The 18,717-nt window shown below is 71.8% G+C and carries 17 protein-coding genes; 8 read left to right on the top strand and 9 right to left on the bottom strand.

Annotated features, from left to right (window positions below; all coding sequences use genetic code 11):
* The first annotated feature begins 85 nt into the window (after positions 1 to 85).
* Positions 86 to 271, top strand: a complete 186-nt coding sequence (locus ACRYCC_RS03945; protein ID WP_433808768.1) for a hypothetical protein — start codon at positions 86 to 88, stop codon at positions 269 to 271.
* A gap of 73 nt (positions 272 to 344) precedes the next feature.
* On the opposite strand, the gene ACRYCC_RS03950 is transcribed toward ACRYCC_RS03945, so the two are convergent.
* From ACRYCC_RS03950 to ACRYCC_RS03960, 3 genes are all read right to left on the bottom strand, one after another.
* Complete coding sequence (locus ACRYCC_RS03950) at positions 345 to 902, bottom strand: hypothetical protein (protein ID WP_433808770.1); 558 nt, start codon at positions 900 to 902, stop codon at positions 345 to 347.
* Between the two features lie 984 nt (positions 903 to 1,886).
* Complete coding sequence (locus tag ACRYCC_RS03955) at positions 1,887 to 2,954, bottom strand: hypothetical protein (RefSeq protein WP_433808772.1); 1,068 nt, start codon at positions 2,952 to 2,954, stop codon at positions 1,887 to 1,889.
* A 47-nt stretch (positions 2,955 to 3,001) separates the two neighbouring features.
* A complete protein-coding gene (locus ACRYCC_RS03960) occupies positions 3,002 to 3,955 on the bottom strand; it encodes a DMT family transporter (protein ID WP_433808774.1) in 954 nt (317 codons plus the stop codon).
* Between the two features lie 123 nt (positions 3,956 to 4,078).
* On the opposite strand from ACRYCC_RS03960, the gene def reads away from it, so the two are divergent.
* The gene (gene def / locus ACRYCC_RS03965) at positions 4,079 to 4,618 is read left to right on the top strand and encodes a peptide deformylase (RefSeq protein ID WP_433808776.1); all 540 of its coding nucleotides are present in this window, start codon (positions 4,079 to 4,081) and stop codon (positions 4,616 to 4,618) included.
* Between the two features lie 765 nt (positions 4,619 to 5,383).
* Entirely contained in the window at positions 5,384 to 6,259 is an 876-nt protein-coding gene (locus tag ACRYCC_RS03970; RefSeq protein ID WP_433808778.1) for an RpnC/YadD family protein, read from the top strand.
* A 125-nt stretch (positions 6,260 to 6,384) separates the two neighbouring features.
* Here the strand turns inward: ACRYCC_RS03970 and ACRYCC_RS03975 are convergent, their stop codons facing one another.
* From ACRYCC_RS03975 to ACRYCC_RS03995, 5 genes are read right to left on the bottom strand one after another with little or no spacing between them, the layout of a single operon-like run.
* Positions 6,385 to 7,347 (bottom strand): aldo/keto reductase, encoded by a 963-nt coding sequence (locus tag ACRYCC_RS03975; protein ID WP_433808780.1) that lies wholly within the window; start codon positions 7,345 to 7,347, stop codon positions 6,385 to 6,387.
* Positions 7,348 to 7,356: 9 nt separating this feature from the next.
* A complete protein-coding gene (locus tag ACRYCC_RS03980; RefSeq protein ID WP_433809911.1) occupies positions 7,357 to 8,079 on the bottom strand; it encodes an adenosylcobinamide amidohydrolase in 723 nt (240 codons plus the stop codon).
* Between the two features lie 2 nt (positions 8,080 to 8,081).
* On the bottom strand, positions 8,082 to 8,852 hold the full coding sequence (locus ACRYCC_RS03985) for an ABC transporter ATP-binding protein (protein ID WP_433808782.1): 771 nt from the start codon (positions 8,850 to 8,852) through the stop codon (positions 8,082 to 8,084).
* 7 nt (positions 8,853 to 8,859) lie between these two features.
* A complete protein-coding gene (locus tag ACRYCC_RS03990; RefSeq protein WP_433809912.1) occupies positions 8,860 to 9,861 on the bottom strand; it encodes a FecCD family ABC transporter permease in 1,002 nt (333 codons plus the stop codon).
* Between the two features lie 23 nt (positions 9,862 to 9,884).
* The gene (locus ACRYCC_RS03995) at positions 9,885 to 10,823 is read right to left on the bottom strand and encodes an ABC transporter substrate-binding protein (RefSeq protein WP_433808784.1); all 939 of its coding nucleotides are present in this window, start codon (positions 10,821 to 10,823) and stop codon (positions 9,885 to 9,887) included.
* A 375-nt stretch (positions 10,824 to 11,198) separates the two neighbouring features.
* Here ACRYCC_RS03995 and ACRYCC_RS04000 point away from each other — a divergent pair, with 375 nt between their 5' ends.
* Both ACRYCC_RS04000 and ACRYCC_RS04005 read left to right on the top strand, forming a co-directional pair.
* Complete coding sequence (locus ACRYCC_RS04000; protein ID WP_433808786.1) at positions 11,199 to 11,747, top strand: hypothetical protein; 549 nt, start codon at positions 11,199 to 11,201, stop codon at positions 11,745 to 11,747.
* A 90-nt stretch (positions 11,748 to 11,837) separates the two neighbouring features.
* Positions 11,838 to 12,509: a hypothetical protein gene (locus tag ACRYCC_RS04005; protein ID WP_433808788.1), complete on the top strand. Its 672-nt coding sequence runs from the start codon at positions 11,838 to 11,840 to the stop codon at positions 12,507 to 12,509.
* Positions 12,510 to 12,547: 38 nt separating this feature from the next.
* Here ACRYCC_RS04005 and ACRYCC_RS04010 read toward each other — a convergent pair whose 3' ends face one another.
* Entirely contained in the window at positions 12,548 to 13,360 is an 813-nt protein-coding gene (locus ACRYCC_RS04010) for an inositol monophosphatase family protein (protein ID WP_433808790.1), read from the bottom strand.
* 312 nt (positions 13,361 to 13,672) lie between these two features.
* Between ACRYCC_RS04010 and ACRYCC_RS04015 the strand changes: the two genes are divergently transcribed.
* The 3 genes from ACRYCC_RS04015 to ACRYCC_RS04025 all read left to right on the top strand — a co-directional run bounded on the left by ACRYCC_RS04015 (position 13,673) and on the right by ACRYCC_RS04025 (position 18,685).
* A complete protein-coding gene (locus ACRYCC_RS04015) occupies positions 13,673 to 14,314 on the top strand; it encodes a DedA family protein (RefSeq protein WP_433808792.1) in 642 nt (213 codons plus the stop codon).
* Positions 14,315 to 14,520: 206 nt separating this feature from the next.
* On the top strand, positions 14,521 to 17,400 hold the full coding sequence (locus ACRYCC_RS04020; RefSeq protein WP_433808794.1) for a bifunctional glycosyltransferase/CDP-glycerol:glycerophosphate glycerophosphotransferase: 2,880 nt from the start codon (positions 14,521 to 14,523) through the stop codon (positions 17,398 to 17,400).
* Positions 17,393 to 18,685, top strand: a complete 1,293-nt coding sequence (locus ACRYCC_RS04025; protein ID WP_433808796.1) for a glycosyltransferase — start codon at positions 17,393 to 17,395, stop codon at positions 18,683 to 18,685. Before ACRYCC_RS04020 ends, ACRYCC_RS04025 begins: the two co-directional genes overlap by 8 nt.
* The last annotated feature ends 32 nt before the right edge of the window (positions 18,686 to 18,717 follow it).

The following is an 18,717-nucleotide window of genomic DNA, read 5'->3' on the forward strand; positions in this document are numbered from 1 at the left end:
AGCGGTTCCGCGGCCCGGAAATGTCAGTGGCGTTCGATAGTTTGTTCTATATCGGTGACCGGCCCTCTCATCGGGAGTGAACGACATGGACGCTGTGACCTCGCTTGTTTCTGCGATGCCCGCGGAGATCTCCTGGCTGCTCGCTGCCCTGCCGGCGACCGCCCTGGCGATCGTCGTCGGCAGGGCCGTCCACCTGTGGCGGACGCAGAACCAGATCATCGCCGCCATGGACCGGGCGGCCGCGGCGGAGGAGCCTGCCGCCGTCGGGTGAGCGCGGGTGCGGCGTCCGCCGGTCGGCGGGCGGACGCCGCCGAGGCGCGGGGCCGGCCCGGCGGGCACGGCGGTCAGGACGCGGCGGAGGCCGTGTCCTGGGGCCCTTCGGGCGCGGTGAGCTGGGCGGCCGGTGGGCTGGGCACGGGGTTGAGATCACCGAGCGGGGTGACGTTGGTAGTCTCCTCCCCGTCGGTGTGAAGGCCGGCCGGTCCCTCGCCCTCCTGGCCGGGGATGCCGGCGAGGATGCCGAGAGCGTGCAGGTCCTCCGTGCCGAGCCTGTCCAGGGCGACGAGGCTGTCCCCCCGCCGCCGTCCGGCGGACCCCGGCGTCAGGGCGGGTCCCGCGGTGGCCCGCCGGATCGCCCGCTCGAGAACGGCCGCCCGGGCCCTGGCGAGATCGCGTACGGACTCGGCGTGGATGATCTGGGCCCGGTACGGGATCTCCGCGCGTCTGGTGTGCTCGCGCTCGATCAGCCAGACCACGAGCAGGCCGATGACCGCGGTGAGGGCCGCGGCTCCCGTGGCATAGGCCTTGTCGTGCCACAGGGAATACGCTCCGATGGCGACGCCGATCCCCCCGCCTCCGATCGACGTGACCCACGTGAGCGCCGTCGGCCGGCCGGGCGTCATCACGGGCTCCGGCGCTGCGCGCGGTGGTCGTTTCCGGTCCGCTTCGCAGCCGGTGGCGTGGCCGGCCGCTGGGAACGGGCTTCACTACGGGGGGAATTGCCGTACGGTGGAACTGCCGTGAGTGACTCGTAGCCGTCGGGGGCATGTGCTGCGGCTCCGCGTATACAGAGAATGGTATTGAGCAATTGTCCACCCCATGCGCCAATGGATAGCGATATCTCGAGACAGGTGATGTGGGGTGAGGGCCGTCCAGCCTGCCGAGCTGCGACCAACAACGACGGCAGGGTGGGCGGTCCTCGACGTGCGAGGCCGCACTTCGCGATTGTCCGAGAGATCAAAGGGGCCCCGGCATCACCCCACTGGTGGCGGTGAATTCCGTGAGCCCGATCCCCGATTGCCGGTCCGTTACCAGTGCCGCATCCGGCACCTCCCCGTGAGTCGTCTGCAGCGCTCAGCGCCCTTGCCTTGTCGGCTCGGTGCCGGTCACGGTGCGCGAGTGCTCGCCGGGGTCCTCCAGCCGGGCTCCCGCACCGGGACCACCGGGTCGCAGTTCGGTGGCGAGCGCGTAACCCCAGCATACGCCGCTGGGCGAGGGCAAGAAGGTGCTCGGCGACCGGCTGTATATCAACTCCCCGCTTTGGCGACTGTCGGTGATATTCCCGTTACTATGAATGATCTTTGGATAGGATAAAAGGGGCGAAACGGAGATCTCGACAGTAGGAAAATGTGGCGCTCCCGGAGAGGTGGAGCGGTATTCGCGGGTGCGCTCCTCGTGCTTATTTTTATCGTCCGCTTACGTCACGGCATGAGTCACGCTCTGATGACTCGTGACGCTCCCCGCCCGGGATGCGGTGACCGCATCCGTGTGCTCGGGCCATTCTCGGGTCGTCGTAGAGGAATGACTTGATGGTCACTCCGCGGTATACCCAATGGCCGCCCCGGCGGTGAGCCGCGGCCTCCGGCGGCCGGTACGGGCGGCGCCCGTCAGGGCCGGGTGAGCAGGTGATGACGGTGCCGCCAGGCGAGGTCGAGAACGGCGGCTCCGGCGGGCTGCATGGGTTCGGTGCCGTGGATAAAGGGCGCGATGACGTCCCTTTGAAAAGGCACGTTGCCGATGATCTGTCCCTCCGCGTTGACGCCGACCAGGCCGTGGAAGGTCTCGTCGAACAGGTCGGCGTCGAAGACCGCCACGGTGAGGAGATCGACGGCGAGGCTGAGCGGGTCCACCCCCAGCCCGAGCACGTAGACCTGGAGGCGCCCGGCCTCCCGGGCCGCGCCGAGGCCGGTGGCGAAGTCCCACTGTTCGAAGGGCAGGTCGTACTCCTCCGCACCACCGAGCAGCTCTTCGCTGAACTCCCGGACCATGCAGCGCCACAGGTCGAAGTCGTCGCGTTCGCCGGCCTGCGACAGCGGCTGGAAGACCCCGACCGGGGCGACCTGCAGGAGCCCTCCCGCATGCGCGACCTTGGCGGGGTCCCGCCGGTGCAGGACGAAACCGGCGTCGCCGCCCGCCCGGCGGAGCGTGAGCGTGGTGATCGCCGGCCGGGCCGGCCGGCGGCCGAAGTCCAGCGGGTCACCGACCAGGTCCCGCAACGGGGTGCCGAGCCCGGCCGCGAGCTCATGGGCGACGGCCTCGCCGACGTCGATCCCGTCGAAGTACCACGCCCGGCCCATCCGCAGCCCGGGCCGGGGGCCGCGCAGATCCGCACCCAGCAGCCCGTAGCAGGGGCGGTTGTCGAAGACCGCCGGTGGTGCCAGCTCGCCGAGGGCCTCGGCGTACGTGCGGAAGCGCCGGCCGTCAGGACGTACGGGCCGTACGCCCTCGGAGGCGGGCTCGGCGCCGGTCACCGCCGGCGGCGGGGGATCGTCCTGCCAGGTCAGCTCCACCGTACGGAGGGGTAGCGGGGCGGCGGGCAGCCACTCGGGCCGGCACAGCAGCGAGCCGGCTCCCACCCGGGGGAGGTCCGGGTACAGCCGCCCGGCCGCCTTCCCCAGTTCGTGCCGGCGTTCGCCCAGCAGATCGCGGACCCGGCGCCACTCCTCGATCGTCACCGTGTCACCCCTCCGGTCGCGCTCTCGCGCTCGATGCCCGGCCCCGCTCAGGCCGAGGACCCCGGCTCGCCCTGAGCGGCCGGCGCCGCCGCCCGGCCGAGCGACCGTGCGGACCGGGAGGTGCGGCCGAGCAGGCGAGCGGGCGGGCGGCCGCCGGTGGAGAGCCAGGACCCGATGATGATCAGAAGGAAGCCGGCCACGGTCGCCGCCGTGAGCGGTTCCCTCAGGATCGTGACACCGAGCGCCACGGCGACGGCCGGATTCACGTAGGTGATCACCGAGGCGCGACCGGGACCGGCGATGGTGATCAGGGCGAAGTAGACCAGCAGCCCGGCCGCGGTGCACAGCAGGCCCAGCACCACGATCCCGGCCACGGCCGCGGTGGACGGGGCCCGGGCGGGCAGGCCGAGCAGCCCGAGTGGGGCCAGGATGACCGCGTTGATCGTCACGGCCATTGCGGAGACGGCCAGCGCGGACGTGTCGGAGAACGACCGTTTGACCAGGAAGGTGGCGAAGGCGTAGCTGAGCGCGGCGAGCAGGACCATGGCCGCCCCGAGCAGCGCCGACCGGTCGCCGCTGACGTCGAAGCCGAGCACGGCCGCCACCCCGGCCATGCCGATGAGCAGGCCGAGTAGCCGGAGGCCCCCGGCGCGTTCCGCGGGATCGAGCCGGATCGCCAGCACCGCGACGAAGAGCGGCAGCGCCGCGATGAGCAGCCCGCCGAGCGAGGAGGAGATGTGCTGCTCTCCGGCGGAGATGAGGGTGAAGGGCGCGGTGACCTCCAGCAGCGCGAGCAGCAGCAGCGGGCGCAGGCGCCCGCGCAACTGGCCGACCACCCGGCTGCGCAGGGCCAGCGGAAGCAGCACCAACGCCGCGATCAGGCAGCGCAGCCAGACGACCGCCCAGGGCGAGAACTCGTCCACAGCGATCTTGATGAAGAGGTAGGGGAGACCCCACAGCAGCGAACCGGCGACGAACAACCACCATGCGGAGCGACCCATTCCGTGGACGTTACCCGGACGTACCGACAGTCACGAGCCGCGAGTGAATCGAATTCGAGTCAGCGCGAGCGATGCTGCACACTTGGTGCGGTAACCGGTGGGACGGAAGAGTGAGGTGCGGTCATGACGGGGCGTGTACGGCCGATAACCCTGGTCGGTGATCCGGTGCTGCACCGGGTGCTGCGTCCGGTCGAGCACTTCGACGACGAACTGGCACAGCTGGCCGAGGACATGTTCGCCAGCATGTACGCCGCCGAGGGCGTGGGCCTGGCCGCCAATCAGATCGGCGTCGACCTGCGCATCTTCGTCTACGACTGCCCCGACGACAGCGACCAGCGCCGCAAGGGAGTCGTGGTGAACCCGACGCTCGAACTGCCGGCCGTGGGAGACCGACGGCTGGACGACGAGCAGGAGGGCTGCCTGTCCGTGCCGGGCCCGCGCGCCTCGGTGGCCCGCCCCGACCACGTCGTCTGCCACGGATTCGACGTCACCGGCGCACCGATCACCGTGCAGGGGTCCGGGCTGCTGGCGCGGTGCCTGCAGCACGAGACCGACCACCTGGAGGGGCGGCTCTACATCGACCGGCTCTCCGGCAAGGCCCGCAAGGCCGTGCTGCGCGACTACGAACGCCGCCGCGAGGAGGCGTCGGCCCCCTCGTCCTGACCGGCTCGTCCGCGCGGCCTTTGGGTGGTCTGGCGTCCGGGTGGTCGGTGGTGTTGTCGGATTGCTTTGCCGTGACCACTTCGGCGCGGCCGCTGTGCAGCCCCCTGGCGCCCAGGTGAGCGGGGTTGTGTACTGGTGGTTGGCGGAGCGGGCGGCCGGTGGTGTTGTGGGGTTGCTTTGCTCTGACCACTTCGGCGCGGCCGCTGGGTGGTCTGGCGTGCGGGTGACTGAGGCCGCGTATCGGTGGTCACGGCAAAGCAACGCGAAAACCTCACCCGGCCCGGTCGCGGGGGCATCTGCGGCGACGTCGCCGGGCCGTGCGTCCCGGCCTGGGCCGCCGCGGGCCGGTGAAGGATCCGCAGGCTGGAGACCCGCAGACTGGCGAGCCGGTCGCCCAGCTCTGTGGCGGTTCGGGCCCGTACGGTCTGATGCCTTCCGCGTACGGCGATCCAGGATCCGTGGAAAGGATCGAAGAGGATCCCCCAGCCACTCGCCGAGGGCCGGTTGAACCTCTGCCGGAGCTCCGCCAGCTCGTGGGCCATGGGCTCGGAGGGCCGCTGGGACGACGTGATGTGAACCCTCGGGTCCCGGCCGGATGGCGTGGTGTGAACCTTTGGGTCCGCCCCGCCCGGATCTTCGAACACGCCGCCTTCGGCGCGTTCGCCGCCCGGCTCAGGCGCCCCTGACCCTGTCCCTCTCCGGCTTCTTCTCCCGCCAGGCGCTGATGTCGTCACATGGCGTGAACATGCGATAACTTTACGTGTCATGCCGACCCCTTACCATGACGCCCTCAACAGGATGTTCCGCGACCGGCCCGCGGCGATCGTGGAGATTCTCCATGACCTGCTGGGCGTTGACGTGCCCGTGGACGCATTGGTGCGGGTGGAGAGCAACGACTTCAACGACCGGCCGTCCACGGACTTCCAACCCGACACCGTCATCACGGTCGGGCCCCCACAGCGGCCGGTGCACGGCGTCATCGTCGAGGTCCAGCGGGAGAAGACCGCGAGCAAGCGCAGGCAGCTGGCGCGGTACGCCGCCCAGTTGTGGCTGATGGTGAAATGTCGCGTCACGGTGCTGTGCATCTGCCCGGACGAGGAGGTGGCGGCCTACTACGCCGAGCCGTTCCCCACCACGCTGCCGGGCTATGTGCTGCAAACGGTCGTGCTAGGCCCTGGCCGGGTGCCGGTGATCACCGAGCCGGAGGAGGTTAGGGTGCATCCGGAGCTGGCTGCGATGTCGGTCATGGTGCATGGTGACGACCACCGGCCGGTCGCCGAGGCGTTCGTGGAAGGGGCGCAGAGCTTCAAAGATGGTGACGCTCCGAAGTTCCTTGAGTACGCTTACAGCATGTCCGGACGAGCGACCCGGCGGCTTCTGGAGGAGATCATGTCCAAGACGGATTGGCCGGTCTACAGCCCCTTCGCGCGTGAGCACTTCGGCCGTGGCGAGGAAAAGGGCCTGGAGAAAGGTCGCGCGGAGGGTGAGGCTCACGCGGTGCTGCGGGTGCTGGCCGCCCGGAAGATCGAGGTTCCCGACGACGCCCGTGACCGGATCACCGGCTGCTCTGACGCGAAGCAGCTCGACCTCTGGCTCGATCGTGCCGTGGTGGCGACTTGCGTAGCCGACCTGTTCGACTGACCGCCGTCGTCCGACCGGGACGCGACACGAATTCCGCTCCGGCACGGTAGGACCACAGTAGGCCGAACCCCGACCGGGCGTTCGCCGAGCCTGACCGCACGCCCTGCGGGAAGACGGCCGTCTCGTCAGGTGGTGATCTTGGCGAGCGCCTCCAGGGCGTCGGCGCCGGGTTCCCAGTTGCCCGCCTGGACGTTGGCGCGGATCTGGTCCGGGGAGGTGGCTCCGGCGATAACCGAGGTCACGGCGGGCTGGGCGGCCAGACCGCCGATCGACACGTCCAGCATCGACACGTCATGCTGCGTGGCGAAGTCGCGGATCGCCTCGATGGTGTCCCAGTCGGCGGACATGTGCAGATCGCGCTTGGCGTCGCCGATCCTGGTGCCGGCCCGCGGGGCCTCGTCGCGTCGGAACTTCCCCGTGAGCAGGCCGTTCTCCAGCGGGAAGAACGGCAGGATGCCGACGCCGTACGCCTCGCAGGCCGGGACGAGTTCGGCTTCGGGGCCCCGGTGCAGCAGGTTGTAGTAGTTCTGCGCGCTGATGAACCGTGCGCCGCCACCGGCCCGCGCGACGTAGTCCGCCTCCACGACCTGCCAGCCGGCGAAGTTGGAGGAGCCGAGGTAACGGACCTTGCCCTCCCGTACCAGCTCGTCGAGGGCGGCCAGGGTCTCCTCGATCGGCGTCACGCCGTCCGGCTGGTGGTACTGGTACAGGTCGATGTGGTCGGTGCGCAGGCGTCGCAGGGACGCCTCGACGGCCCGCCGGATGTACCGCCGGGAGCCGCGGGCTCCGAAGTCGGGACCGTTCGCCCCGCGCATGTCCATGCCGAACTTCGTGGCGAGGACCACGTCGTCGCGGTGGCCGGACAGGCAGCGGCCGAGGATCTCCTCGGACAGGCCGGGACTGCCGCCGTAGATGTCCGCCACGTCGAAGAGCGTGACTCCGGCGTCGAGCGCCGCGTCGACGACGGCCTGCCCGCCCTCCACGCTCTCGGTACGCGTGCCGGGCCGGCCGAGGTTGTTGCAGCCGAGGCCGACGACGGAGACGACGAGACCGGAGTCACCCAGCGGGCGGTATCGCATATCGGCCATATCCCGACCCTATCCGCCCTGATGCGGCAGGCCGGAACCCGCGGCGGGGCCGGAACCCGCGGGGCCGGAAGGAACCGTACGGGTGCGGGCGAGCCAGGCGGTGTAGTCGCGGGCGCCCGCCAGGACGGCGGAGTGCACGGCTCGGGCGATGCGGGCGCCCCACGCCGAGCGCGGTCCCGCGAAGGGCTCGGCGGGGCCGGAGTCCGGGGCGGCGACGCAGACGGCGTCGCTGGCCGTGCCGGTACCGGGATAACCGGCCTCGAGTATCGCCTGGGTCTTGGCCTCCGTGGCGGTGACGACCGCGTTGACCAGCGCCGCGTCGCTGAGCGCCACCGGCACCGAGACGAGGATGTTGACGGTGCCCACCCGTAGGGGGGCGAGCTCCGGGTCGACCGCGTCAGGAGGGGCGGCCGCCCAGGTCGGCACCCGCAGCCCCACGGTGGCGGTCGCCGTGACCCCCTCGTCCGACGCGGTCACCAAGCGGTCCACCGAGGCCGCGGTGAGCATGCCCACCCCGGGACCGGACAGCCCGAACAGCGCGGCCAGCTCCTGGAGATGGGCGACCGGGTCGAGCCGGGCGTAGCCGCCGGGGACCTGGGCGTTCAGCACCCAGGAGGCCGGGCCGATGCCGCCGCCGACCAGCGCGGAGGAGATCATCCGGTGGCCCGGTCCCGGCCGCCAGATCGCCGCCGCCAGCCGTACGCCCTCCTCCGAGCGCCAGGCCAGTTCCACGGTCACGGCCGTACCAGGGACAGCCGGGGCCGGCCGTCGGGCCCGGGGGTCACGCGCACGTGGGCCCCGAAGTGCTCGGCGACCATCTCCTCGGTCAGCACGGACGCGGCCGGGCCGTGCGCCGCGACCCGGCCGCCGGAGAGCAGCAGCAGGCGGTCGGCGTACTGTCCCGCCAGCGACAGGTCGTGCAGCGTGGTCACCACGGTCAGGCCGTCGGCCAGCCGCAGCCGGTCCAGAAGTTCCAGCACCTGCTGCTGGTGGCCGAGGTCCAGCGCGGTGGTCGGCTCGTCGAGCAGCAGCACCGGCGTGCGCTGGGCGAGCGCGCGGGCCAGCACCACGCGCTGGCGTTCGCCACCGGACAGGTGCCCCAGCGCCCGGGCCGCCAGTGCGGTCAGGTCGAGCCGCTCCAGCACTTCGGTGCTGATCGTCCGGTCCTGGACGCTCTCGCGGCCGAGGTACGGAATGTACGGGGAACGGCCCAGCAGGACGTAGTCGAAGACGGTCATGTCCTCCGGCAGCACCGGGTTCTGCGGCGCGTAGGCGACCAGCCGAGCCCGTCGCCTCGCCCGCAGCGCGTCCGCCGGGGCGTCCCCGAGGAGCACCTCGCCGGAGCGGGGCAGCAGCCCGGCGACGGCCTGGAGCAGCGTGGACTTCCCCGCCCCGTTGGGACCGATGACGGCCAGCCACGATCCGCTCGGCACGTCCAGCGACACCCCCGACAGCACCTGCCGGCCGCCCCTGGTGACGTCCAGGTCCCGCACTCGTACCGTCATGATCCGCTCATGTCCCGACCCGCCGGGTCGCTCGCAGCACCCCGATGAAGAACGGGGCTCCGACGAACGCCGTCACCACGCCGAGCGGCAGCTCCGCGGGCGCCAGCGCCGTCCGGGCCGCCACGTCGGCCAGCACCAGGAACACCGCGCCGCCCAGCAGCGAGAACGGCAGGACCACCCGGTAGGACCCGCCGGCCAGCCGCCGCACGACATGCGGGACGACCACGCCGACGAAGCCGATGAGCCCGCTGACCGCCACCGCGGACGCGGTGGCGAGCGAGGCCGCGGCGAGCACGATCAGACGCACCCGGGTGGCGCTCAGCCCCAGCGCGGCGGCCTCGTCGTCACCGACGCTGAGCACGTCGAGCAGCCGTCCGTGCGCCAGCAGCACGACGGCCGACACCAGGGAGTACGGCGCGACCATCATGAGGGTGTGCCAGTCCGCGGCGGCCAGCCCGCCCAGGATCCATGCGTAGATCCGCTGCAGCTCCTCCACCTTGGCCTGCTGCACGAAGGTCTGCACCGCGGTGAGGAAGGACGCCACCGCGACCCCGGCGAGCACCAGGGTCGCGGAGCCACCGGCCCGCCCGCTGGTGTGACCGAGCGCGTACGCCATCGCCACCCCGCCGAGGGCACCCGCGAACGCCGCCAGCGGCACCGCCACCGTGGGATCCACCGGCGCGTACACGATCACCAGGGTGGCGCCGAGCCCGGCGCCGGCGCCCGCGCCGAGCAGGTACGGGTCGGCCAGCGGGTTGCGGAACACCCCCTGGTAACCGGCTCCGGCCAGGGCCAGCAGACCGCCCACCAGGGCACCCAGCAGGACCCGGGGCAGCCGGAGTTGGAACAGCACATTCTGCTCGACCGGGCTGAGCCCGGAGTCGAGATGGACGAGCGGCAGCCGGTCCAGCAGCGCGCGGACGACCCCGCCGGGGGGCAGACCGGCCGCCCCGGTCAGCAGCCCGGTCAGCAACGCCGCCGCCAGTGCCGCGAGCGCCACGGCGAGCATGCCGGGCCGCAGCCGGGTCTTGGTCACGCGGCCTGCTGGACCGCGGCGCCGATCGCCTTGACGAGGTCGACCAGGCGCGGACCCCACCGGGAGGCGATGTCGTCGTCCAGCGCGACGACCCGGCCGCGCTTCACCGCGGACAGGGACTGCCAGCCGGGGCGCCCGGCGACGGTCTTCGGGGTCTGCCCGCAGCACACCGTGTCGGCCAGGAAGATCAGCGAGGGATCGGAGGTGATGAGGGCCTCCCGGGACAGTTTGGGATAGCCGGTGCCCGCCTTGTCGGCCGCGTCGGCGACGTTGCGCAGGCCGAACAGCCCGTAGACCTGGCCGATGAAGGTCTTCGACGTCGCCGTGAACAGGTCGTTGGTCAGCTCGTGGTAATAGGTGAGGCTCCCGCCGGCGGGCGCGGCGGCCCGGGTGGCGCGCACCGTCTGGTCGATCTGCCGGCGCATGCCGGCGCTGAGCGTGGCGGCCTCGGCGACGTGGCCGGTGGCGGCACCGAGATCGGTGATCTGGTCGTAGGTGTCGTCGAGCTTCACGGCCGAGGGTTCCAGCAGTACGGGGATCTTCACCTTCCCCAGGGCGGCCACGATGCCGTCGGTGTCGTTGGACAGCACGACGAGGTCGGGCCGGTAGCCGATCACCGCCTCGGCGCTCGGCTTGAACCCGGACAGCTTCGTCCGGGGCGCCTGGGCCGGATGGTCGGACTGGTCGTCGACGGCGACGACCTGCGAGCCCGCGCCGACGGCGAACAGGATCTCGGTCGCGGTCGGGGAGAGCGCGACGATCCGGCCGGGCTTCGCCGGGATGGTCACCGGGCCGTTGGCGGCCTGGACGGTCACCGGGGCGCTCCCGGGAGTGCTGTGCGAGGTCGTGGCCGGAGTGTCGCCGGTCCGGCCGCAGCCGGTCAGCAGCAGAGCACCCAGCACCATGGCCGCGTAGAGGGGACGTGCGGGTCTCAAGGAGAGCCTCCCGGTCGAGGGCATGGTCGCTGGGAAGCGGAGACCCGTGATCGGATCGCCCTTCCCACGAGGGTCGATGTCGTCTGCGCGCGAGAAGGCGACCTGGCTCATCCCCGAGGCGTACGCTCACGGGGCGTGACAGTTGCGGGACAGCGCCGGACTCGGACCGGACTTCGCTTGATCGCGCGCGACCTGCACGCTATCAGGCCCTTTGCCCGCATATCGCCGCCGACCTGCGCCGACGATCCCGCCGGGTGATGTGATACTCAGTCGTTTCCGGAACACCCGGTGACGTCCGCGTCGTTGTTGTCACGTCAGGGCCTTCCGCGACCACCACCCAGAGGTCACCACCCCAGCAATCGAGGAGGAAGCCGAGTGAAGATCCCCAAGCGCGTCAACAACGCCTTGGACTGGGCTGAGGACAACATCCGCGTGATCATGATCGTCACCGCCCTGGTGATCGTGTCCGCGACGGCGATGTGGATGCCGGCGATCGCCGCGTTCGTCGCGGGCGCACTCGTCGGCGGGGTGGCCGTGCGATGGCGGATGGCGCGGAGACTGGCACGACTGCGGGCGGACGCCGACGACCTGCTCCGCGAGAACGGTGCCCTCCGTCACCAGAACACCTTGCTCTCCCAGGGAGTGATCGCCTCGAGCGGTCAGCTCACCCAGCGGCTCCCGGTGATCCGCCCGGTGGAGGAGAGGCCCCCCGCGCCGCGGATCGAGGCTCCGGCGCCCGAGGCCCGGCCGAGCGAGTCTCCGGCGAGCGGGACGCTGGAGCTCGATGGCCCGGACGAGGCGACGGATCAGGACGCGGACGCCCCGCGTACCGAGAGGCTTCCGATCATCCCGTGGGACGACGAGCCCACGCAGGACAACGACCAGGACACCCCGCTGATGGGTGTGATCCGGCCCCGCCGCTGACCGGACCCGCGGGCGCGCGCACGGCACCTTCACGAGAAGGGTAACGGAACGTATTCTCTCCGTTACTCGATTGCCCTAGGCTGTGCTGATGTGAGCCCGTCTGATTTCGGCCCCCCGCCGTCGAGCCACCTGGTCAGCTCGCCCCTCCCGCCCCGGCCCCGCCACCGGGCGGCGGCACGGCGCCCGGGGCCGCGGGCCGTGCTCGGCGGGTGCGCCGCGCTGACCATGGGAGTCCTGCTCGTCTGGCAGGTGGTCGCGGCGATGTCGTCCACCGTCGCCGTGCAGCCCTCCGGCGAGGGCGCCGGCCGGGTGGTGTTACCGTCCGCGGAGGCCGGAACGGCGCTCCCCGTCACACCCGGCGCCGGTGCGACCGGCACCGGTACGGCCGGTACCGGGGAGACCGGGACGGCGACCGGGACAGGGACGACCGGGACAGGCGCCACCGGCGCCGGGACGACCGGGACCGGGACGGATGGGGCCACGCGGCCGCACGGGCACCCGGTGGCCCAGGTGCGCGGGGGGCCGGAGCGGCCGCCGGCAGCGGGCACCGGGCACGCGCCGCCGGTCCGCCCAGGGCACCAGGCCCACCACCATCACCATCCCCGGCCTCGCCCCCGCCCTCATTCCCACTCCCATCCCCGGCCGGCGACCGCGCACATGCCGTCCGGATGGGTGCGGGCCGAATGCCGGCGCCGGTTCGGCCGGGACGCCGCCCGCCGGATGGCCTGCGAGGCCGCCATGACGCAGTTGTTCGGCCACTGACCGACCGGCCCTCGCCGACCCGGCCGCCGGGTGCGCGTTCAGCTCCGATTGACCAGGGCCAGTGCCTGGGCGTGCAGTTGCGCGGTGGCCGCCGCGACGACGAAGCCGCCGTCGAGGGGCGGCCGGCCGGCCCGGCCGGTGACGATCCCGCCGGCGGCCTCGATGATGGGGATCAGCGGGATGATGTCGTACGGCTGCAGGCCCGCCTCGACGACCAGGTCGATCTGGCCGAGCGCCAGCAGGCAGTAGGCGTAGCAGTCGCCGCCGTACCGCTGCAGACGGACCGCCGCGGCCACCCGCTCGAAGGCCGCCAGCTCTTCCGGGGTCGTGAACATGCTCGGATGGGTGCAGTAGAGGACCGCCTCGGCCAGGTCGGTCGTGCCCGCGGCCCGCAGCGGGCGCCGCCCCGACCGGCCGGTGAACCTGCCCACTCCGTCCGCGGCCATGAACGTCTCGCCGAGGTAGGGCTGGTGCATCCAGCCGGCCACCGGTCGGCCGTCCACCACCAGCCCGAGCAGGATGCCCCAGGCCGGCACCCCGGTGACGAAGGCCTTGGTGCCGTCGATGGGGTCGATGACCCAGCACCGGCCGGCCTCGGGCGGGCCGGTGACGCCCTGCTCCTCACCGAGGATGCGGTCGCCGGGGAACCGGCCGCCCAGCTCGGTCCGGAGGAACTCCTCCACGGCCCGGTCGGCCTCGGTGACCGGGTCGAACCCCTTCGCGCCGCCCTTGTCGGCCATGCCCAGCTCGGCGGGGTCGGCGCGGAACCAGCGCAGGGCGAGGGCTCCGGCCCGCGGGAGCAGGGCGTCGACGAGGTCGGTGAGATCGGTCATGGGTGCTTCCAGAGGCATGACAGCATCCTGCCGTACCGGCACCCGTCAGTCGGTGCGCGGCGGGCCCGTCCGGGCCGGTCGGCGCCCCGGACCGGCAGTGGGACGGAGCCGGTGCGCCGTCCGGCCGGGCGGACTTTCCCCGGGAACAGCGGGGATTCGTCAAAGACCGGGGGAACCCTACCGGTCATAAATGGCCGAAAAGCGGACGAATCTTAATGGTCGACAAAGACTGTCACTCTTAGTCACTATGCTCAGGCCACGATCATGTCCTAGGTACCGGAAGAGGGGATAACATCCCGGGGGCACAAGCGACGGGGGGCGGACACACGTATGGTGGACGGGATCATCGGGGCACTGCTCGGGCTGAGTGGTCCTGTGGTCTATGCGATCGTGGCACCGGTGGTCTTCTTCGAGGCCGCGATCATCGTCGGCTTCTTCTGCCCCGGCAAGACCACGATCATCATCGCGGGGGCGCTGGCCGGGCAGGGCAAGGTCCCGCTGGTGCCGTTACTGCTGGTCGTGGTGGTGGCCGCGATGGCCGGCGACACCGCCGGTTACGAGATCGGGCGCAGATCCGGGTCCCGGCTCGTCACCGCCCGGGCGTGCAGGCCCTACCGCAAGCACATCTGCCGCGGGCAGCGGCTGATCAGCGAGCGCGGCTCGTTCGCGGTCTTCGCGGGGCGATTCCTCCCGCTGATGCGGGCCCTGATGCCCGCGCTGGCCGGCAGCGTACGGATGCCGTACGGCCGGTTCCTGTTCTTCAACGCGCTGGGCAACCTGCTGTGGGGGCTCGGCTTCACTCTCGGTGGTTACTTCGCGGGAGAGGCCTTCCGGCAGACCGTCGCGATGGTCGGCAAGGGCGTCGCCGTCGGGGTGGCCCTCAGCGTGACGGTCGCCGTCGCGGTCTGGGCGGTACGCCGCAACCGCGCCGACCGTACGCCGGCGGAAGAGCCCCAGCCCGTCCGCATGTAAGGGCGAGCAGGGTAAGGGCCCGCGAGTAGAGCGAGATAGTTCCCTTTTAGTCCCTTTAGTCCGCGCGAGTCGCGGTCCGGTAAGGCCAAAGACCGTGAGATCTGGCCGAATGTTAAGCCTTAACTGTCTTTGATCCCTTTCCGGGCCGTGCATGGTGCTCGCCGGGAAGAAATACCTGAACAGGGGGCTACGAAAGGGACATCACTATGCCGGGGCGCCCGGATGCCAGCGTCGTGGTCATCGCCTACAACGACGCGGAGCGGCTGCCCCGCGCGGTCGGATCCGTACTGGCCCAGTCGCTCGGCGACGTCGAGATCGTCATCGTGGACGATGCCAGCACCGACGCCACCGGCCGGGTGGCCGACGCGCTCGCCCGCGACCATGCCGACCGGGTCCGGTCGGTCCACCTCGCCGAGAACTCCGGCGGCTGCGGCGGCCCGCGCAACGCGGGAATCGAGCATGCCCGCGGCACGCACGTGATGTTCCTCGACAGCGACGACGTCCTCGACCGGCACGCGTGCCTCAACCTGGTCGCCACGGCCGAGGAGACCGCCGCCGACCTGGTGTCGGGACTCTGCTCGCGGGTCTACCTCGATCGGCGGAGCCCCCGGGAGAGCCCGTGGTATCCACGGCTCTACGAGCGGCGGGCGGTCTACGACTCCGTACTGGACAATCCCGACCTGCTCTACGACACCCTGGCCACCAACAAGTGCTACCGGCGCGACTTCCTCGCCGACCACGGGTTACGGTTCGCCGAGCGGCTGCACTACGAGGACCTGCTGTTCACCGCCGAGGCGTACCTGGCCGCACGCCGGGTCGCCCTGATCCCGCACCGGGTCTACACCTGGTACGTCCAGGAGAAGGCACCGTCGCCGTCCATCTCCAACCGGCGGGCCGAGCTGGCCAACTTCGCCGACCGCCTGGAGGTGCACCGGCGGATCGACGCGCTCTTCCGCGAACGCGGCACCCGGGAGCTGGAACTGGCCAAGGGCGCCAAGTTCCTCAACCACGACCTCCTCCTCTACCTGCGTGAGCTGCGCGCCCGCGACCGGGAACACCGGCAGCGGTTCCTGGAGCTGGCGAGCGCCTACGTCGCCGAACTGGACCCGCAGGTGTTCGAGCGGGCCCAGCCGATCCCGGCGATCGCCGCCTACATGGTCAGGGAGCACGACTACGCCGGGGCGCTGGCCGCCGCGGAGTACGGCCGGACCGGTACGCCGGAGCTGCGGGCCGACCTGGTCGAGCGGGACGGCCGGGTCTACTGGGGCGCCCGGCACCTCGACGCCGAGGAGGGGCGGCGCATCCTCGACGTCACCGATCTCGGCATCCACCGGCTGCCGCTGGGCGGGCTCCGCCCCGGCAACATGCTGACCATGGTGGAGCTGCGCGGCAAGGGCGCGCTGCTGGCCGGCCACGTGGCCAACCCGCTCGGGCGCATCCCCGACGACGCCGAGCTGAGCGGGGTCCTGGAGTTCTACGACCGGCGCAGGCGCCGCCGGGCCTTCAAGATCCCGGCCGAGATGGCCCATGCCGGAGAGCGTTTGTACTGGCGGGCGACGTTCGATCCGCTCGGCCGGGTGCGCCCGTTCGGGTTCGTCGATCCGGTCTGGGACACCCGGCTGTCGCTGACCGTGGACGGGGAGAAGGTGGTCACCCGGCCGGCCCGTGACGACGACGCCTTCAGCGGGGTGGCGCTGCCGGTGCGCCCTCGCCTGACCCGGCTCGCCGGAGACCACCTGCGTTCCTACATCACCGAGTGGGGGCACCTGGCGTTCGTCCTCGACGGGCGCAGCCGGTGGACCCGGACGGCCGGGACGGCGGTGCGGCGGGCCGCCGCCACCTCCGCCGGGCGCCGGCTGTGGTCGCGGATCCGTGAGCTGGAGCGGGCGATCCAGCGGCTGATCACCAGCCGGAAGACCAAGGTCGCGATCTACAACCGGCTGCTGACCCGGCTGCCGGTCCGGGCGGGCACCGCCGTCTTCGAGAGCCACCTGGGCAAGCAGTACTCCGACAATCCCCGCTACATCTACGAGGAGCTGCGCCGGTCCGGGGCACGGCTGGACGTCACCTGGTCGTACGCCTCGACGCGGCGGGGCTTCCCCAAGGACGCCGAGCTGGTCCGGCGCGGTTCCTGGGCCTACTACCTCGCTCTGGCCCGGGCCGAGTTCTGGGTGGACAACCAGGGGTTTCCGGAGGGGCTGCGCAAGCGACGGGCGACCACGTACCTGCAGACCTGGCACGGATCGGCGTACAAGCGGATGGGCCTGGACCATCCCCGGCTCAAGAGCGACGTCCAGGCCGAGCAGGACCGGCTCCGGCGGAAGGTGGCGCGGTTCGACTGCTTCCTGGTGCGCTCGGAGTACGACGTCGACACCCTGGTGAAGGGGCTCGGGGTGAAGGCGGAGCTGCTGCCGGTCGGCTATCCGCGCAACGACGCCCTCCTGACCGGCGGAGACGCCGTCGAGCTGGAGGCCCTCCGCCGGGACCTCGGGCTGGACGACGACGGCCGCAAGATCGTGCTGTACGCGCCGACCTACCGCACCGACCCGGACGGGGAGCCCATCCGGGATCTGAAGCCGCCCTTCGATCTCACCCGGTTCGCGGAGGAGCTCGGCGGCTCGCTGGTCCTGCTCGTCCGGCCGCACTATCTCTGCACGGTGGCCCTTCCGCCCGGCATCCGGCACGCGGTGCGGGGCGCCGGGCAGGTCTCCGACCTCACCGCCCTCATGCTGATCTCGGACGCGCTGGTCACCGACTATTCGTCGATCATGTTCGACTACGCCCTGCTCGACCGGCCGATGGTGTTCTACACGCCCGACGACGAGGAGGTGTCCCACGTCCGGGGCTCGTACTTCCCCCTGGCCCGGCACGCTCCGGGGCCGATCGTCGGCACCGAGGCGGAGCTGCTGGCGGAGCTGGCGGACCTGGAGTCGGTGCGGGAGAGGTACGCCGAGAGCCGCAGGTGCTTCGTCCGGCGATTCGGCGAGTACGACCGGGGCACCGCCGCGCGGGCGGTCGTCGACCGGTTCTTCGACGACCGGCTGTACCGGGACCGACTCCGCACGGGTGGGGGACGCCGTGGCTGACTCGCGGGACGTTTTCATCGTCTGCAACAACATCGAGGAGATGGGCGGCCTGCAGCGCTGGGCACACCACCTGGCCGGGCTGCTCACCGGCCGCGGCCACCACGTCACCCTCATCGGCATCACCTGCGCGCTCGACCGCCACGACCACGGTCGCGATCCCGGCTACGACCGGGTGGTCCTGCACCGGCAGTGGCGGGCCCCGGTCATGAAATGGCGTCCCCGGTCGGCATTGGACCGGCTGAACCTGCCGGCCCGGTCCCGGGACCTGTGGCGTACGGCCGCGCTGCGGCAGGGAGCGGCCCGCCTGACGGAGTTGTTCCGTGCGGCCCGGCCCGGCGGGGTGGTGATCGCCGCCCAGGTATGGGCGATGGAGTGGGTCCGTGCGGCCGACACCACCGGGCTGAAGGTCGTCGGGATGAGCCACGAGTCGTACCGGGCGACCCGGCGGTCCTCGCGGTACGCGCGGGTACGGGAGCACTTCGCCGCGGCGGACCGGATGCTGGCGCTCACCCCGGAGGACGCCGACGCGTGGGCGCGCGCGGGCATGTCCAACGCCGGTGACATGCCGAACCCGCTGCACGTCTCACCCGGCCGGTATCCGACGCTGGAGGAGCCCGTCGTCACCTGCGTGGGCCGGCTGTCGCACGAGAAGGGCGTGGACCTCGCCCTGGAGGCATGGGCGCGGGTGTCACCCCGCCACCCCGGCTGGCGGCTGCGGGTGTACGGCTCCGGGCCGCACGAGGCCCGGCTCCGCCGGCTCGCCCGCTCCTGGGAGATCTCGGGCACGGTCGAGTTCCACGGCACCACCGGCGACATCGAGACCGCGCTGGCCGGCAGCTCGATCTTCGCCTTGCCCTCCCGCGCGGAGGGCTTCCCGATGTCGGTCCTGGAGGCGATGGCCTACGGCCTGCCCACGGTGGCCTTCGACTGCGCGCCCGGCGTACGCGAGCTGCTCACCGACGGGCACGACGGGCTGCTCGTCTGGCCCGGCGACACGGTCGGATTCGCGACGGCGCTCGACCGGCTGATCGGGGACGAGGGGCTCCGCCGCGAGCTGGGCGGGCACGCTCGCGTCTCGGTGCGCCGATTCGACCCCGAGCCGGTGCTCGACCGGTGGGAGCACCTGTTCTCCCTGCTCGACCGCCGGCCCGGCGGTGAGCGGCGGGTCCCGGTCACCGCGAAGGCCCTCGCCGCCGCGGATCCCGGCACCCGGGACGCCGCTCGGGACGCCGCCGCCGAGGACGCCGCCGCGGCTGCCCGTGGGGGAGTACCGTCCCCGACATGACCCCGGCCGCTCGCTGAAATGTCACCTGCGGG

It is taken from the genome of Actinomadura scrupuli, from assembly GCF_050971785.1.
GTDB classification, from domain to species: Bacteria; Actinomycetota; Actinomycetes; order Streptosporangiales; family Streptosporangiaceae; genus Actinomadura_E; species Actinomadura_E scrupuli.

What these genes read in the sequence shown, in the direction of transcription:
- ACRYCC_RS04010 (WP_433808790.1), bottom strand. Translation starts at nt 13,360, where the DNA reads ATGCCTCTGGAAGCACCCATGACCGATCTCACCGACCTCGTCGACGCC.
- ACRYCC_RS04020 (WP_433808794.1), top strand. Translation starts at nt 14,521, where the DNA reads ATGCCGGGGCGCCCGGATGCCAGCGTCGTGGTCATCGCCTACAACGAC.
- ACRYCC_RS03970 (WP_433808778.1), top strand. Translation starts at nt 5,384, where the DNA reads ATGCCGACCCCTTACCATGACGCCCTCAACAGGATGTTCCGCGACCGG.
- ACRYCC_RS03950 (WP_433808770.1), bottom strand. Translation starts at nt 902, where the DNA reads ATGACGCCCGGCCGGCCGACGGCGCTCACGTGGGTCACGTCGATCGGA.
- ACRYCC_RS03990 (WP_433809912.1), bottom strand. Translation starts at nt 9,861, where the DNA reads ATGCTCGCCGTGGCGCTCGCGGCACTGGCGGCGGCGTTGCTGACCGGG.
- ACRYCC_RS03985 (WP_433808782.1), bottom strand. Translation starts at nt 8,852, where the DNA reads ATGACGGTACGAGTGCGGGACCTGGACGTCACCAGGGGCGGCCGGCAG.
- ACRYCC_RS03975 (WP_433808780.1), bottom strand. Translation starts at nt 7,347, where the DNA reads ATGGCCGATATGCGATACCGCCCGCTGGGTGACTCCGGTCTCGTCGTC.
- ACRYCC_RS03960 (WP_433808774.1), bottom strand. Translation starts at nt 3,955, where the DNA reads ATGGGTCGCTCCGCATGGTGGTTGTTCGTCGCCGGTTCGCTGCTGTGG.
- ACRYCC_RS04015 (WP_433808792.1), top strand. Translation starts at nt 13,673, where the DNA reads ATGGTGGACGGGATCATCGGGGCACTGCTCGGGCTGAGTGGTCCTGTG.
- def (WP_433808776.1), top strand. Translation starts at nt 4,079, where the DNA reads ATGACGGGGCGTGTACGGCCGATAACCCTGGTCGGTGATCCGGTGCTG.
- ACRYCC_RS03945 (WP_433808768.1), top strand. Translation starts at nt 86, where the DNA reads ATGGACGCTGTGACCTCGCTTGTTTCTGCGATGCCCGCGGAGATCTCC.